General features: G+C 38.7%; 17 protein-coding genes. 16 read left to right on the top strand and 1 reads right to left on the bottom strand.

Going from position 1 to position 14331, the window contains the following annotated elements; genetic code table 11:
- Nucleotides 1-17: 17 nt before the first annotated feature.
- From atpA to MKZ17_RS16995, 16 genes are all read left to right on the top strand, one after another.
- Nucleotides 18-1526 carry a F0F1 ATP synthase subunit alpha gene (atpA, locus tag MKZ17_RS17070; RefSeq protein ID WP_340724935.1) on the top strand — a complete coding sequence of 503 codons (1509 nt, stop codon included), beginning with the start codon at nt 18-20 and terminating at the stop codon, nt 1524-1526.
- A gap of 104 nt (nt 1527-1630) precedes the next feature.
- A complete protein-coding gene (gene atpG, locus MKZ17_RS17065; RefSeq protein WP_340724934.1) occupies nt 1631-2488 on the top strand; it encodes an ATP synthase F1 subunit gamma in 858 nt (285 codons plus the stop codon).
- Between the two features lie 51 nt (nt 2489-2539).
- Entirely contained in the window at nt 2540-3955 is a 1416-nt protein-coding gene (gene atpD, locus MKZ17_RS17060; protein ID WP_340724933.1) for a F0F1 ATP synthase subunit beta, read from the top strand.
- A 23-nt stretch (nt 3956-3978) separates the two neighbouring features.
- Complete coding sequence (locus MKZ17_RS17055; protein WP_340724932.1) at nt 3979-4386, top strand: F0F1 ATP synthase subunit epsilon; 408 nt, start codon at nt 3979-3981, stop codon at nt 4384-4386.
- A 57-nt stretch (nt 4387-4443) separates the two neighbouring features.
- Nucleotides 4444-4695 carry a DUF1146 family protein gene (locus MKZ17_RS17050; protein ID WP_340724931.1) on the top strand — a complete coding sequence of 84 codons (252 nt, stop codon included), beginning with the start codon at nt 4444-4446 and terminating at the stop codon, nt 4693-4695.
- A 364-nt stretch (nt 4696-5059) separates the two neighbouring features.
- The gene (gene murA, locus MKZ17_RS17045) at nt 5060-6361 is read left to right on the top strand and encodes a UDP-N-acetylglucosamine 1-carboxyvinyltransferase (protein ID WP_340724930.1); all 1302 of its coding nucleotides are present in this window, start codon (nt 5060-5062) and stop codon (nt 6359-6361) included.
- 198 nt (nt 6362-6559) lie between these two features.
- Nucleotides 6560-7402 carry a stage II sporulation protein D gene (gene spoIID / locus MKZ17_RS17040; RefSeq protein ID WP_340724929.1) on the top strand — a complete coding sequence of 281 codons (843 nt, stop codon included), beginning with the start codon at nt 6560-6562 and terminating at the stop codon, nt 7400-7402.
- Between the two features lie 68 nt (nt 7403-7470).
- Entirely contained in the window at nt 7471-8118 is a 648-nt protein-coding gene (locus MKZ17_RS17035) for a M23 family metallopeptidase (RefSeq protein ID WP_340724928.1), read from the top strand.
- Nucleotides 8119-8282: 164 nt separating this feature from the next.
- Nucleotides 8283-8549 (top strand): sporulation transcriptional regulator SpoIIID, encoded by a 267-nt coding sequence (locus MKZ17_RS17030; RefSeq protein WP_340724927.1) that lies wholly within the window; start codon nt 8283-8285, stop codon nt 8547-8549.
- A gap of 277 nt (nt 8550-8826) precedes the next feature.
- Nucleotides 8827-9822 carry a rod shape-determining protein gene (locus tag MKZ17_RS17025; RefSeq protein ID WP_340724925.1) on the top strand — a complete coding sequence of 332 codons (996 nt, stop codon included), beginning with the start codon at nt 8827-8829 and terminating at the stop codon, nt 9820-9822.
- Nucleotides 9823-9899: 77 nt separating this feature from the next.
- Nucleotides 9900-10739: a flagellar hook-basal body protein gene (locus MKZ17_RS17020; RefSeq protein WP_340724924.1), complete on the top strand. Its 840-nt coding sequence runs from the start codon at nt 9900-9902 to the stop codon at nt 10737-10739.
- A gap of 92 nt (nt 10740-10831) precedes the next feature.
- Nucleotides 10832-11671, top strand: coding sequence for a flagellar hook-basal body protein (locus MKZ17_RS17015; protein WP_340724923.1), 840 nt, complete (start codon nt 10832-10834; stop codon nt 11669-11671).
- Nucleotides 11672-11700: 29 nt separating this feature from the next.
- Nucleotides 11701-11982 (top strand): DNA-directed RNA polymerase subunit beta, encoded by a 282-nt coding sequence (locus MKZ17_RS17010; protein WP_340724922.1) that lies wholly within the window; start codon nt 11701-11703, stop codon nt 11980-11982.
- A 180-nt stretch (nt 11983-12162) separates the two neighbouring features.
- Nucleotides 12163-12597: a 3-hydroxyacyl-ACP dehydratase FabZ gene (fabZ, locus tag MKZ17_RS17005; RefSeq protein WP_340724921.1), complete on the top strand. Its 435-nt coding sequence runs from the start codon at nt 12163-12165 to the stop codon at nt 12595-12597.
- A gap of 110 nt (nt 12598-12707) precedes the next feature.
- Complete coding sequence (locus MKZ17_RS17000) at nt 12708-13091, top strand: hypothetical protein (RefSeq protein WP_340724920.1); 384 nt, start codon at nt 12708-12710, stop codon at nt 13089-13091.
- 102 nt (nt 13092-13193) lie between these two features.
- Nucleotides 13194-13562, top strand: a complete 369-nt coding sequence (locus MKZ17_RS16995) for a hypothetical protein (protein ID WP_340724919.1) — start codon at nt 13194-13196, stop codon at nt 13560-13562.
- A gap of 106 nt (nt 13563-13668) precedes the next feature.
- Here MKZ17_RS16995 and MKZ17_RS16990 read toward each other — a convergent pair whose 3' ends face one another.
- Entirely contained in the window at nt 13669-14136 is a 468-nt protein-coding gene (locus tag MKZ17_RS16990; RefSeq protein WP_340724918.1) for a YwpF family protein, read from the bottom strand.
- Nucleotides 14137-14331: the final 195 nt, after the last annotated feature.

Below are 14331 nucleotides of genomic sequence, written 5' to 3'. Positions count from 1 at the left end.
GTGAGAGGTGAACATACATGGGCATCAAAGCTGAAGAAATCAGCAGTCTGATTAAGCAGCAGATTGAAGGTTATCAATCGGAATTAAAAGTAAGCGAAGTAGGTACAGTTATCACTGTTGGTGACGGTATCGCTCGTGCTCATGGCCTCGACAACGCCATGGCTGGAGAGCTTTTAGAGTTCTCAAACGGTGTTATGGGTATGGCACAAAACCTAGAAGAAGGTAACGTAGGTATCGTTATTTTAGGTGACTACCTAGACATCAAAGAAGGCGATGAGGTTCGTCGTACAGGTCGTATTATGGAAGTACCAGTTGGTGAAGAACTAATTGGTCGTGTTGTAAACCCACTTGGTATGCCAGTGGATGGATTAGGTCCAATCAACACAACAAAATCTCGTCCAATCGAAAGTCCAGCTTTCGGTGTAATGGCACGTAAATCAGTACATGAGCCATTACAAACTGGTATCAAAGCGATCGACGCTTTAGTACCAATCGGTCGTGGTCAACGTGAGTTAATCATCGGTGACCGTCAAGTTGGTAAAACATCGGTAGCAATCGATACAATCTTAAACCAACAAGGCGAAGACATGATTTGTATCTATGTAGCAATCGGACAAAAAGAATCAACTGTACGTAACGTAGTTGAAACTTTCCGTAAGCACGGTGCATTAGATTACACAATCGTAGTGACTGCATCAGCATCACAACCAGCGCCATTATTATTCTTAGCACCATTTGCTGGTGTATCAATGGCAGAGGAATTCATGTTACAAGGTAAACACGTTTTAATCGTGTATGATGACTTAACAAAACAAGCATCAGCTTACCGTGAACTTTCACTTCTTCTACGCCGTCCTCCAGGTCGTGAAGCATACCCTGGTGACGTATTCTACTTACACAGCCGTTTATTAGAGCGTGCTGCGAAGCTAAACGAAACTTACAAAAACGGTTCTATTACGGCGCTTCCATTCGTTGAAACGCAAGCGGGCGATATCTCTGCATATATCCCAACAAACGTAATTTCTATTACAGATGGTCAGATCTTCTTACAATCTGATTTATTCAACTCTGGTGTACGTCCAGCAATTAACGCTGGTTTATCAGTATCACGTGTAGGTGGTTCTGCTCAAATCAAAGCGATGAAAAAAGTAGCTGGTACATTACGTCTTGACTTAGCAGCATTCCGTGAGTTAGAGTCATTCGCTCAATTCGGTTCTGACTTAGACGCTATCACACTTGCTAAATTAGAGCGTGGTAAACGTACAGTTGAAGTTTTAAAACAAGACTTAAACAAACCATTAAAAGTTGAAAAACAAGTTGCGATCCTTTATGCATTAACTAAAGGTCACTTAGATGATATTCCAGTACAAGACATCGTTCGTTTTGAAAACGAATTCTTAAGCTGGTTAGATTCAAACCACACAAACGTTTTAGATCACGTTCGTACTACTAAAGAACTTGCTCCAGACGCAGAGTACGTAGAAGCGATTAACGCATTCAAAAAAACTTTCGCAAAATCTGAGTAAGAATTGAACAGCTTTTCACGTAAAGCCAAGTTTGCGTGAAAGGCTGGACAACTCTTTTTTGGTCGATAAGAACTTGATAAAAATCAAAAGGTGGTGAAATACCAGTGGTAAACTTACGCGAAATTAAAGGTCGTATTAACTCTACAAAGTCAACGAAACAAATTACTAAAGCAATGCAGATGGTTTCTTCTTCAAAGTTACGTCGTGCAGAGCAAAACGCTAAAGCTTATGTTCCTTACATGGAAAAGATCCAAGACGTAGTAGGCGCAATCGCATCAGGTACAAAAGACAGTGGGCATCCTATGCTAACTTCTCGTCCTGTAAAGAAAACAGCTTACTTAGTAATTGGTTCTGACCGTGGTCTAGCAGGTGCATACAACTCAAGTATCCTACGTGAAGTACAACGCACAATTAATGAGCGTCACAAATCGAAGGATGAGTATGTTGTTTTAGCAGTAGGTCGTGTTGTTCGTGATTACTTTGTAAAGCGTGGACACAATGTTATCGCAGATGTAGTTGCTCTACCAGACCAACCGTCATTTGCTGATATTAAAGAAATCGCTCGTAATGCTGTTGGTATGTTCATTGATGGTACGTATGATGAACTTTATATGTACTACAATCACTTCGTATCTGCAATTGCAAACGAAGTGACTGTGAAAAAAGTTCTTCCTTTAACTGATATTGCACCTTCAACAAGCAATGCTTCATATGAATTCGAGCCATCAGGCGAAGCAATTTTAGAAGTATTACTTCCTCAATATGCGGAAAGCTTAATTTACGGCGCGTTATTAGACGGAAAAGCGAGTGAACATTCAGCGCGTATGACAGCAATGAAAAACGCTACAGACAATGCCAACGATCTTATTGCAGATTTATCTCTACAATATAACCGTGCACGTCAAGCGGCGATTACACAAGAAATTACAGAAATCGTTGGTGGAGCTGCTGCCTTAGAATAGGCTGCAACTTTACCAACGTCGTATAAGAATACGATAGGAGGGTACACAGTAATGAACAAAGGACACGTTCTTCAGGTAATGGGTCCAGTAGTAGACGTAAAGTTTGCTAATGGTGAATTACCAGCAATTTATAACGCATTAACAGTTACAATCGAACGTCCTAATGAAGCTCCAACTACTCTTGCATTAGAAGTAGCGCTTCACTTAGGTGACGATTCTGTTCGTACGATTGCCATGTCATCTACTGACGGTTTACAACGTGGAGCAGAAGTAACAAATTCAGGAGCACCAATCTCAGTACCAGTTGGTGAAGCTACATTAGGTCGCGTATTCAACGTACTTGGTGAAGTTATCGACTTAGGCGAAGAGATTCCTGCTGAAGTTCGTCGTGATTCAATTCACCGCGAAGCTCCAACATTCGATCAATTATCAACTACTGTAGAAATCCTTGAAACAGGTATCAAAGTAGTAGACTTATTAGCACCATACATCAAAGGTGGTAAAATCGGTCTATTCGGTGGTGCCGGTGTAGGTAAAACAGTATTAATCCAAGAATTAATTAATAACATCGCACAAGAGCACGCTGGTATTTCAGTATTCGCGGGTGTAGGTGAGCGTACTCGTGAGGGTAACGACTTATTCTTCGAAATGACTGATTCAGGCGTAATCAAACAAACTGCGATGGTATTCGGACAAATGAATGAACCACCAGGTGCACGTATGCGTGTTGCTTTAACTGGTTTAACAATGGCTGAATTCTTCCGTGATGAGCAAGGTGCAGACGTACTTTTATTCATCGACAACATCTTCCGTTTCACACAAGCAGGTTCTGAGGTTTCTGCCTTATTAGGTCGTATGCCTTCAGCAGTAGGTTACCAACCAACACTTGCTACAGAAATGGGTAAATTACAAGAGCGTATTACATCTACAACTAAAGGTTCTGTTACTTCTATTCAAGCGATTTATGTACCAGCCGATGACTATACTGACCCGGCTCCAGCTACAACTTTCGCCCACTTAGATGCAACAACTAACCTTGAGCGTAAATTATCTGAAATGGGTATCTACCCTGCGGTTGACCCATTAGCTTCGACTTCTCGTGCATTATCACCAGAAATCGTTGGTCCAGAACACTACGCAATTGCAACTGGTGTTCAACGTACAATCCAACGTTACCGTGAGTTACAAGATATCATCGCAATCTTAGGTATGGATGAATTATCTGACGAAGATAAACAAACAGTAGAACGTGCTCGTCGTATCCAGTTCTTCTTATCTCAAAACTTCCACGTAGCGGAGCAATTCACTGGTCAAAAAGGTTCTTATGTACCGGTTAAAGAAACTGTTCGTTCATTCAAGGAAATCCTTGATGGCAAATGGGATCACTTACCAGAAGATGCTTTCCGTTTAGTTGGATCTATTGATGAAGTAGTAGCGAAAGCTAAAGAAATGGGCGTACAAGTTTAATTAGCTGACGAGGAGGAAAAAATATGAAGACAGTTACAGTCAATATTGTCACTCCCGACGGCCCAGTATACGATTCAGAGGTATCGATGGTTATCGCTAAAACAACTTCAGGTGAAATTGGTGTCTTAGCTGGCCATATTCCAATGGTTGCTCCACTTGCAATTGGTGCAGTGAAGCTTAAAAAAGCAGATGGCACTACTGAACTTGCAGCAATTAGCGGCGGTTTCATTGAAGTACGTCCTGAGAAAATTTCGATTTTAGCTCCTTCTGCTGAAGTTGCTTCTTCAATCGACGTTGCGCGCGCTAAAGAATCTTTAGCCCGTGCTGAAGGTCGCCTTCAAAAGAAACAAGATGACATCGATTTCAAACGTGCTGATTTAGCATTAAAACGTGCGTTGAATCGTATCAACGTTCATGAGGGTAATATCTAATTTGATTTTAAGCGGGCAGAGCAATCTGCCCGCTTTTTTAATAAGTATGAAGAAGGGATGATGGCATTGGATTTATATGCACAAGCAGCTCAACAGGCAATAATGAACATATCCGCATATATCATATTTATTGGGATATCATTTTATGCCCTACAAGGATTAAGAATTGAACAGTTGTTTAAAAAAGGAAAAACGTTCCAAATTAAATTATTTTATATTATAATGAGTATTGTGCTTGGTTCTACAGTAGCAGATTTTTTTGTTAATTTTTTGACCTGGTCCCAAACTATCCCCTTTATTTTCAATTGACTGCATATTATTGATTACTAATTTAATTTTTATAGGAGGGAACAATGGCTTGTTTTTCTCTATAAAAATTAAAATTTCCTAGGAAATATTATATGTTTGTAAACTTGCTTAATGTGGGTAGTAACCTAGGAAGATATTTTTCTACGAATTTCTATCTATTCACACTAAATTGTTCTGCTGCGTATTATAAATTAATAGCCATTTCTGCGAATTTAGATTAAAATAGTGATTTGGGTGCTTGAATAACTGCCCCATACAATGTAAGATGATTTTTGTGTGTGAAAATTGAAGTCAAATGAAATTTAAAATAAAGTAAACGAACTTATAAATTTGTATATGAGAATCGAATTCGGAGGGACGAATTGTGGAGAGAATTATTGTTACTGGGGGTCAGACGCTAAAAGGAACGGTACGCGTTGAAGGTGCCAAAAATGCTGTATTACCAATTTTAGCTGCTTCTCTATTAGCTTCAAAAGATAAAAATATAATAAAAGATGTACCAAACTTAGCAGATGTAAGTACTATTGGCGAAGTTTTAAAAAGCTTAAATGCAATTGTTGATTATAAAGTAGATCAAAATGAAATGATTATCGATACTTCAATGAAGCTTTCAAGTGAAGCGCAATTTGAGTTTGTAAGCAAAATGCGTGCCTCGATTTTAGTAATGGGTTCACTTTTAGCACGTAATGGGTTTGCTCGCGTAGCATTACCAGGAGGCTGTGCAATTGGATCACGTCCAATCGAGCTACACTTAAAAGGCTTTGAAGCAATGGGAGCGGAGATTTCATTTGGTCATGGCTACGTAGAAGCTAAAGTAAACGGCGATTTAAAAGGTGCAGAGATTTACTTAGATTTCCCAAGTGTAGGTGCTACTGAAAATATTATGACGGCAGCAGCATTAGCAAAAGGAACGACAATTATTGAGAATGCAGCGAAAGAGCCTGAAATAGTAGATTTAGCAAACTTCATTAATGGAATGGGTGGCCGAGTATTTGGTGCAGGTACGGACACAATTCGTATTGAAGGTGTAGAAGAGTTAAAAGGTTGCGAGCATTATATTATTCCAGACCGTATTGAAGCAGGAACGTTCATGGTCGCAGCAGCGATTACTCGTGGGGATGTATTCATTGAAAATGCGGTTCCAGAGCATTTGACAGCCGTAATCGCAAAAATGCGAGAAATGGGTATTGAAGTGACGGAAGAAGAAGAAGGCATTCGTGTGCGCGCAAATGACCCACTAAAAGCTGTGGATATTAAGACAATGCCACACCCTGGTTTCCCGACAGATATGCAATCCCAATTGATGGCTTTAATGTTAACGGCGGAAGGTACGAGTATAATTACAGAAACTGTTTTTGAAAATCGCTTTATGCACGTGGAAGAATTCCGACGTATGAACGCTGATGCGAAAATTGAAGGTCGCTCTGTATTTATTGAAGGCGGTAAATCGTTACAAGGCGCAGAAGTATCGGCTACTGATTTACGCGCCGCAGCTGCACTTATTCTTACTGGTTTAGTTTCAAACGGTGTAACACGTGTTACAAAGCTACACCATTTAGATCGTGGCTATGTGGACTTCCATAAAAAATTAGCTGCACTAGGTGCAAACATCGAACGTGTTGAAACAGAAGATAAAGTTGTAGAAGAAAAAATCGTAACTGCATAATTTGATAGATGAGCATTCGGGGAAGGTTATTTTTCCGAATGCTTTTTTCATTAGTTAATAGATTGCCTGCTATAAGGGAACATTTACTTTTTACTATCATATGCATGTTTAAAAAAATCATACATACATTGTGATATGAAAAAATTGATTATATGTTTACTACTATGTTTATTACTATTTTTGTTGCCACTGTATTTTTTGAGAAGTAATGAAGAACAATCCTCCATCGTTGCTCCTCCAGTTGAAAGTTGTACATTAACGATAAAAGTCAACGGGCAAGAAGTTGAGCTAAATGACTATTTAATTGGTGTACTTGCTGGAGAAATGCCAGTAAGTTTTCATGAGGAAGCTTTGAAGGCACAGGCTATTGCTGCTCGAACATATGCATTAAAGCAAACGGATACTGGTAAGAAAGAAATCCAATCAACTACAGCGCATCAAGTATTTAATACGGCCGAAACACGCCAACAAAAATGGAAAACGGCTTTTGCAGCAAACGAAAATAAATTAGCACAAGCTGTGAAAGAAACGGACAATCAAGTATTAATGTATGAAGGACAACTTATAACAGCAATGTTCCACTCTACCTCTATTAAACAAACAGAATCTGCCGAAAATTATAGCGGAAGTAACATACCGTATCTTCAAGCTGTTTTCTCACCCGAGCAACGCCCTGCAGAACAAGTTTTATTTACTTTTAAAGAACTCAATCAACTTCTAAAGCAAAGCTTTAATTCTAAGCATTATCAAAACGCAAAAATTATTCGTAATGATTCAAATCGCGTAGAAGAAATCGAAATAAATGGAAAGAAGTGGTCTGGAAGAGACTTTAGGGAGCAGTTAAATTTACGCTCTACTAATTTTACTTGGAAATGGTCGACACAAGGGGTGAGTGTGACGACATTGGGCTTTGGGCACGGAGTTGGAATGAGCCAGTACGGAGCAGACACGATGGCCCAAAATGGACAAACAGCAGAACAAATTTTAGCGCATTACTACCCAGGAACAAAGCTAGAAAAAATGAATTTTTGTACAAAATAGAAAAATCTTCTAATGAAGGTGTTTAAATTTTCTCAAACCGGTCTACACTTCCATTTGAGGTGATGAAAATGAGAGAAGATAAACAAAAACCTTCTCAAAAGCCGGTCATGCAGCGACCATGGTTTTGGCCAGTCGTTTATAGTGGCATGGCATTGATGATTGTGGCAGTTATTTTAAGTTTTAATCAAGTATATGAAAGTCAGCAAGAGGAAGCTGTTCCGGAAGAAGCATCTTCACAGGGACAAAACTTAATTTCTACGTCAACGAAGGAAGAATCGTTGAAGTATCCTTTTAAAGAAGAGTTTTTAAATGAAGTTGCGATTTTGCAGGATTATTATGATGTAAGTGCTGACGAAGCATCACGTGAAAATGCATTAGTCGTGTTTAACCAAGTGTATACAATGTCTACAGGCTTATCGATTGCGATTAATAGCGAACCTTTTGAGGTAGTCGCAGCGATGAGTGGAGAAGTCGCAGAAGTGAAAATGGATGATTTCACAGGCAATACGATTACAATTAATCATCCAAACGGTATGCAAACTCGTTATCACTCGGTAGCCGACATTCTTGTTAAAGAAGGCGACCAAGTATCACAAGGTGAGCAAATTGCCACTTCGCAGGAAAATGAGGCAAATCCTGCAGTAGGTATTCACTTACACTTTGAAGTATTAGAACAAGGTGTCGTTGTCAACCCAAGAAAATATTTATCATTTTAAATGATCTCGAAATCCTTCGAATAAACAAAGCAATTGAATCATAAGGTGAAGCATAAAGGGAAACTTCTATCAGTGGGGGATTTAAAATCCCACACAGATAGTGAGATTTCACCTATCGGGCCTTATTGAATTGCTTTTTTATACTCGGTGGAGAGGGAGAGATTGTGCACGAACATATTCGGCATCGTTGCGTTCGATTGGGAGAACTGTTGATAGAGACCGGAGAAACGGTGCGTGCACTTGCTAAAATGACTGGTTTTTCTAAAAGCACAGTACACAAAGATTTGACAGAACGATTAAGACAAGTGAATGAACCACTCGCCTATCAAGTTCAGCAAGTGTTAGCGTACAATAAATCGATTCGCCATTTGCGTGGAGGTGAAGCGACACGAAAGAAGTGGATTTCCAAGCAATTTCAAAAAAGCATTTAGATTGCGCAAATCAGCATTCTAAATGCTTTTTTGAGCTATATGAAAGTAAGAGCTTGCTCGAAAGAATCAAGAAGAGGACTAGCGCATAATGTTATTATTAACTTGTGCTTTTCAATAGACGACATTTCATAAAATTTTTCCAATAAAATACCTATTAAAGGAAATTACTTGCCATAAATTTAGATGTAATTCACTACCCTTTATGATAAAATAAATAAGATAAAGTAGTATAGGATACGTATACATGTTGGAATCGGTGGAAGGAGAATAAACAAACATGTTTTCTAAAGATATTGGAATCGATTTAGGAACTGCAAATGTGTTGATCCACGTTAAAGGAAAAGGCATTGTTCTAAATGAACCGTCAGTAGTGGCAATTGATAAAAAAACAAATAAAGTACTAGCTGTAGGTGAAGAGGCGCGTCAAATGGTGGGACGTACACCAGGCAACATTATCGCGATTCGCCCATTAAAGGATGGGGTAATCGCTGACTTTGACGTTACAGAGGCAATGTTAAAGCATTTCATCAATAAGCTAGATGTAAAAGGCTTTTTATCCAAGCCACGCATTTTAATTTGCTGTCCGACAAATATTACAAGTGTAGAGCAAAAAGCTATTCGTGAAGCAGCTGAAAAATCAGGTGGCAAAAAAGTATACTTAGAAGAAGAGCCAAAAGTGGCAGCAATCGGAGCGGGTATGGACATTTTCCAGCCAAGCGGCAATATGGTAGTAGATATTGGTGGCGGAACAACAGATGTAGCGGTATTGTCAATGGGGGATATTGTAACAAGTGAATCAATCAAGGTCGCAGGTGACGTATTCGATAATGACATCTTGCAATACATAAAGAAAGAATACAAGCTCCTAATTGGTGAGCGTACATCAGAAAGTATTAAAATAACAATCGGCACAGTATTCCCTGGAGGACGTAACGAATCTATGGAGATACGTGGTCGTGATATGGTGACAGGCTTACCTCGTACAATTGAAATCAATTCTGATGAGATTGAGCATGCACTCCGTGAATCAGTTGGCATGATTGTTCAAGCGGCCAAAAATGTATTAGAAAAAACGCCACCTGAATTATCTGCAGATATTATTGACCGAGGGGTAATTATTACAGGTGGCGGTGCATTATTACATGGAATGGATCAGCTTTTAATCGAAGAGTTAAAGGTACCGGTATTTATCGCAGAAAATCCGATGAATTGTGTAGCACTAGGAACTGGTATTATGCTAGATAATATCGACCGTGCTGTAGGGATAAAGTAGTCACTCGTTACAAATAGCTAATATTTGAGTAAAACCTACCGATATTATATAAATATAATTTATTCGAGGTGAAATCGATGTTTAAAGGTTTTTATACGGTTGCAACAGGAATGGTTGCACAGCAACGTAAGACAGAAATTTTAACAAACAACATGGCGAATGCCAAAACACCAGGTTTTAAATCAGATCAAACGACTATTCGTTCATTTCCAGACATGTTAATGTCAGCAGTGAGTTCGACAACGATTCCGACAGAAAACGGCTTTGCTTTAAAAAAGTTAAATACAGTAGGTTCGTTAAATGCGGGTGTATATTTACAAGAAACGCTTCCGAACCAAACTCAAGGGCAAATTTATTCAACAGGGTTAACAACAGACGTAGCGTTAATTGATCGTACATTACCAATTGATGCTGCTTCAGGAAATTCTGGTGCAATTTTCTTCCGTCTTGAAAACGAAAATGGTACAGAAGCGTATACGCGCAATGGTAACTTTACACTTGATGGTCAAGGGAACTTAGTGAATCCACAAGGCTTATATGTACTCGATTCAACTGGAGAGCGTCTACAATTTACAAATGATAATATTCGTATTACTCCAGAAGGTGCGATTTTTGATGAAAACGATGTGCAAGTTGGAACATTAGGGGTAGCATTCTCTGCAAACCCTGACGTACTTGTAAAGCGTGACAATGGTCTTTTCAATACACTTGATGGTGTTGCATTACCATCTGCATACGGACAAGCTGGCGTACAGTTTTCAATGCAGCAGCAATACTTAGAAGGCTCGAATGTTGACTCTGCTAAAGCAATGACAGACTTAATGACTGCGTATCGTGCATTCGAAGCGAATCAAAAAGTATTACAGGCGTATGATAAGAGTATGGACAAGGCTGTAAATGAAATCGGACGTGTCTAAAGCTTAAATTGTTAAGTGCACTATGTATAATCACGTACGTTGCATTCAATTGTTTTCAATAGGCTATTCACCGTATAATAGGAGGTACGAACATGTTACGTACAATGGTTACTGCGACAAATACATTGTCACAAATTCAACACCAACTAGATTCAATTGGTTCAAATATCGCCAATAGCAATACACATGGCTATAAGGCGCAACAAGCAAACTTCACAGAAATGCTGTACCAGCAATTTGAAAACGATAAATATGACAAAACACTACGTCAAACACCAGTAGGAATTCGTTATGGTGTTGGTGCTCAAATCGGTCAAATTCAATCGAACCAAACACAAGGCTCGATTCAAATGACAGAACGTGATTTAGATTTTGCTTTAACAACTAAAAATCAATATTTTAACGTATTAATGCGTGATGAAGCAGGGCAGGAGCGTATGGCATATACGCGTAACGGTAGCTTTTATGTTACACCAACTGAGCCTGGAATTGTTACACTAGTGAACAGTGACGGCTATCAAGTAGCGGACGCAAACGGGCAGCCGATTACATTCCCAGATAATGTACAACAATTTACTATGAGTACAGATGGTACACTTGTAGTGAACTATCCAAACGGTCAAACACAGAACTTCCAATTAGGGATTACGTCATTACAAAAGCCGCAAATTATGGAAAACTTGCAAGGTGGTACATATATTGGCTTACCTGAAAACCTAGAGGAATTAGGCTATACAGAGGCAGAGATTTTAACGAATTTACAAGGGGCAAATCGTCAAGTTGGCATTCAAAAAGGTGCGTTAGAAATGTCGAATGTTGACGTATCAAAAGAAATGACAAACTTAATTCAAGCACAGCGTTCTTACCAATTCAATACGCGTGCAATTTCAATTGCAGATCAAATGCTTGGATTAATTAACGGCATTCGCTAACGAACAGGCTTTAAAAGGGAGAAAGAGTTATGACAAATGAGTCTGATAGACGAGCGGTGCAGCCAGATCCAACACCTGTTAAGAAAAGACGTAGCATAAAGGAAGAGCCGAAAACGGATCAGCCTATTCGCTGGGTCCAGCTTCGTCTCATTCCCATTTGGCTTCGCGTCATTCTCGTTGCCATTTTATTTTTTGTTGTGGCGGCAGTGGGGCTAACTATAGGTTACAGTTTTATTGGTGATGGTGAAGCCGGTGATGCGCTAAAGTGGAGTACATGGCAACATATACTCGATATTATGAGTGGTAAATAAAAAGTAAAGCGTCTTTTTAAAAAAGGCGCTTTTACTAGCTTTATATTTAGTCTAATTAAGCAAATATACATAAAGGGAAATTAAAATAAATACGGATTTCTATATCCTGTAGTTATATTTCACCAATCAGGTAATATCCGTTTAAAACGGGTCAATGCATCAAACAAAGGGGAGATTTTCATGAACGCAGAGCAAATTCAAGGAGTATTACCACATCGCTATCCATTTTTATTCGTTGATCGCATATTAGAGATCGAGGAAGGAAAACGCGCAGTTGGTATAAAAAATGTTTCCATTAATGAAGAATTTTTTAAGGGGCATTTCCCAGGCTATCCTGTAATGCCAGGAGTTTTAATCGTTGAAGCACTTGCACAAGTAGGCGGAGTTGCTTTATTAAATGCACCAGATTATAAAGGACGACTTGTTTTTTTAACGGGTGTTGATAATTGTCGATTTAAACGACAAGTTGTGCCTGGAGATCAGTTAAAGCTTGAAGTTGAGTTTATTAAGCTACGTGGGCAAATGGGAAAAGGACGTGGCTTAGCGACAGTGGATGGCGAGTTAGTTTGTGAATGTGAAATTTTATTTGCAATCGGTCCAGAACAACCAAAATGACCTGATTTGCAATTCTATCGTAAAGATTATAAAATATAAAGGTTGAATAAAATCTTTGTCTAGGAACAATGAGCGAAGTTTGGCTTTAAACGTAGGAGGTTCTAAAATAGATGTATAAACAACTGTCTTCAGGCGTAAAAATTAGTATTACACGATCAATCTCGACATCGTTTGAAGCGTATTTAGCGAGCATTGGTTGGGATGAGACTAAATTCTCTATGGAAGATTTTATGGCGAGCTGGCAAAGTTATTTCAAAGATAATGCTGCTTGGATCGATAAAGTACCTCAAGATGTTTTATTGAGCACTGAGTTCCATGAAGAAATTGCCAAAAAAATTGATGAGGTCATTTCAAAAATTTTAAATGAAGAGCCAACAGAAAAGCAAAAGAAAGAAATCGCAAAGCTGCAAAAAAAGTTAGGTACAAACTACCAATTTGATTGCAAAGCAGAAGCCGCTTATGTTGAACAACTCTTAAAAGATAAATTAAAATAACACATTTTTATTTAGGATAGATCCTTCCTTTCCCGGGCAATCTATGTACGATCACTTTTGGTGATTGACTTTGATCGCATATCTGAAAGGAGGGATTTTTTTATGAAGAAATCAACGCTTTTTGTTGCCATCTTATCACTTTCGTTATTAGCAGGGTGTAACTGGAATGACAACAAAGATAATGCTGCCACACCAGTACGAGATGTAGAAAATGGTGTGAATGATGTCATGGATGACACACGTGATGCAGTCGATGACACAATTGATGCGGTAGATCCGAATGCGCCTCGTAATGGAAATGGTCAAATAAATGAGGGGACAATTAACAACGACCTCAACAGACCAAATGGTACAAGTGGGCCAAATGTTGATAATGGTGTAACCGCTCCAGGTGCTCCGTCCGTTAACACAGAAGACATTATCGAGGACAAAAAAGATCGAAATGATAAAGATAATGTAGATAACCATTAATATGAGAAAAGGAGCAAACACAAAACTTGTTTTGAGTTCGCTCCTTTTTTCTATAAAAGAAAAAGGACAAATTATACAGTGAAAGGGTGAGTTCCATTCCACCGTTTCACGTTAATTTGTCGCTACCTTGTAAATTTTCAAGCTTTTCATTACGTTCTTTTAAGGATGGGCGCTCCCGCATACCCTTTTCAAAAGCTTCAAGCAATTCATCATTACGCAAGCCATTTTTGAGTAAGTTAGATAGCAATTGCTCAGCATATTTTTTACGTTGTGCCTTCAAACGCCCTTTTAAGAGAACCGAAATCTTGTCACCGATATCCGTCAAAGAGTGGACGACAACAGAAAAGGGAGCCGGCTCATTGTCAGGTAAAGAAATGACCGCTCGCGCCTCAAGTAATTCTCCAGAGACAATATAATCATTAAAAACTTCACGGTATTCAGATGCTGTGTAGACTTCTAAAACCCAAGTTTGATGGCTATTTTCCTGATTAATAATAATGCCATCGATTAAAGGGAAATTTTTATTTTCTCCATCTAAAAATAAATCAAAAGAAAGCATTTTAAAGGTTTTCAAATTTATTGCACCCCCGCACCATTCTTATTCTTAAGTATAACATAGTAAAATAGCGAAACTGTTAAAATGCCACAGCAAGTTTTCGACATAAAACCAGCCTTGTTGCATAATTTATACATAAATTGACTTTTATAAAAAATCTGCGGAAAATCATTTTTTAATGCCGAAAAGTCCCGATTAGTCATTTTTCGGCTT

Source organism: Solibacillus sp. FSL R7-0682, from assembly GCF_038005985.1.
In the GTDB taxonomy this organism is placed as follows: domain Bacteria; phylum Bacillota; class Bacilli; order Bacillales_A; family Planococcaceae; genus Solibacillus.
This window is presented reverse-complemented; position numbering and strand designations above follow the sequence as displayed.

Coding starts and splice junctions, on each gene's coding strand:
- atpA (WP_340724935.1), top strand. CDS start 18: ATGGGCATCAAAGCTGAAGAAATCAGCAGTCTGATTAAGCAGCAGATT.
- atpD (WP_340724933.1), top strand. CDS start 2,540: ATGAACAAAGGACACGTTCTTCAGGTAATGGGTCCAGTAGTAGACGTA.
- MKZ17_RS17055 (WP_340724932.1), top strand. CDS start 3,979: ATGAAGACAGTTACAGTCAATATTGTCACTCCCGACGGCCCAGTATAC.
- MKZ17_RS17050 (WP_340724931.1), top strand. CDS start 4,444: ATGATGGCATTGGATTTATATGCACAAGCAGCTCAACAGGCAATAATG.
- MKZ17_RS17035 (WP_340724928.1), top strand. CDS start 7,471: ATGAGAGAAGATAAACAAAAACCTTCTCAAAAGCCGGTCATGCAGCGA.
- MKZ17_RS17025 (WP_340724925.1), top strand. CDS start 8,827: ATGTTTTCTAAAGATATTGGAATCGATTTAGGAACTGCAAATGTGTTG.
- MKZ17_RS17020 (WP_340724924.1), top strand. CDS start 9,900: ATGTTTAAAGGTTTTTATACGGTTGCAACAGGAATGGTTGCACAGCAA.
- MKZ17_RS17015 (WP_340724923.1), top strand. CDS start 10,832: ATGTTACGTACAATGGTTACTGCGACAAATACATTGTCACAAATTCAA.
- MKZ17_RS17010 (WP_340724922.1), top strand. CDS start 11,701: ATGACAAATGAGTCTGATAGACGAGCGGTGCAGCCAGATCCAACACCT.
- fabZ (WP_340724921.1), top strand. CDS start 12,163: ATGAACGCAGAGCAAATTCAAGGAGTATTACCACATCGCTATCCATTT.
- MKZ17_RS17000 (WP_340724920.1), top strand. CDS start 12,708: ATGTATAAACAACTGTCTTCAGGCGTAAAAATTAGTATTACACGATCA.
- MKZ17_RS16995 (WP_340724919.1), top strand. CDS start 13,194: ATGAAGAAATCAACGCTTTTTGTTGCCATCTTATCACTTTCGTTATTA.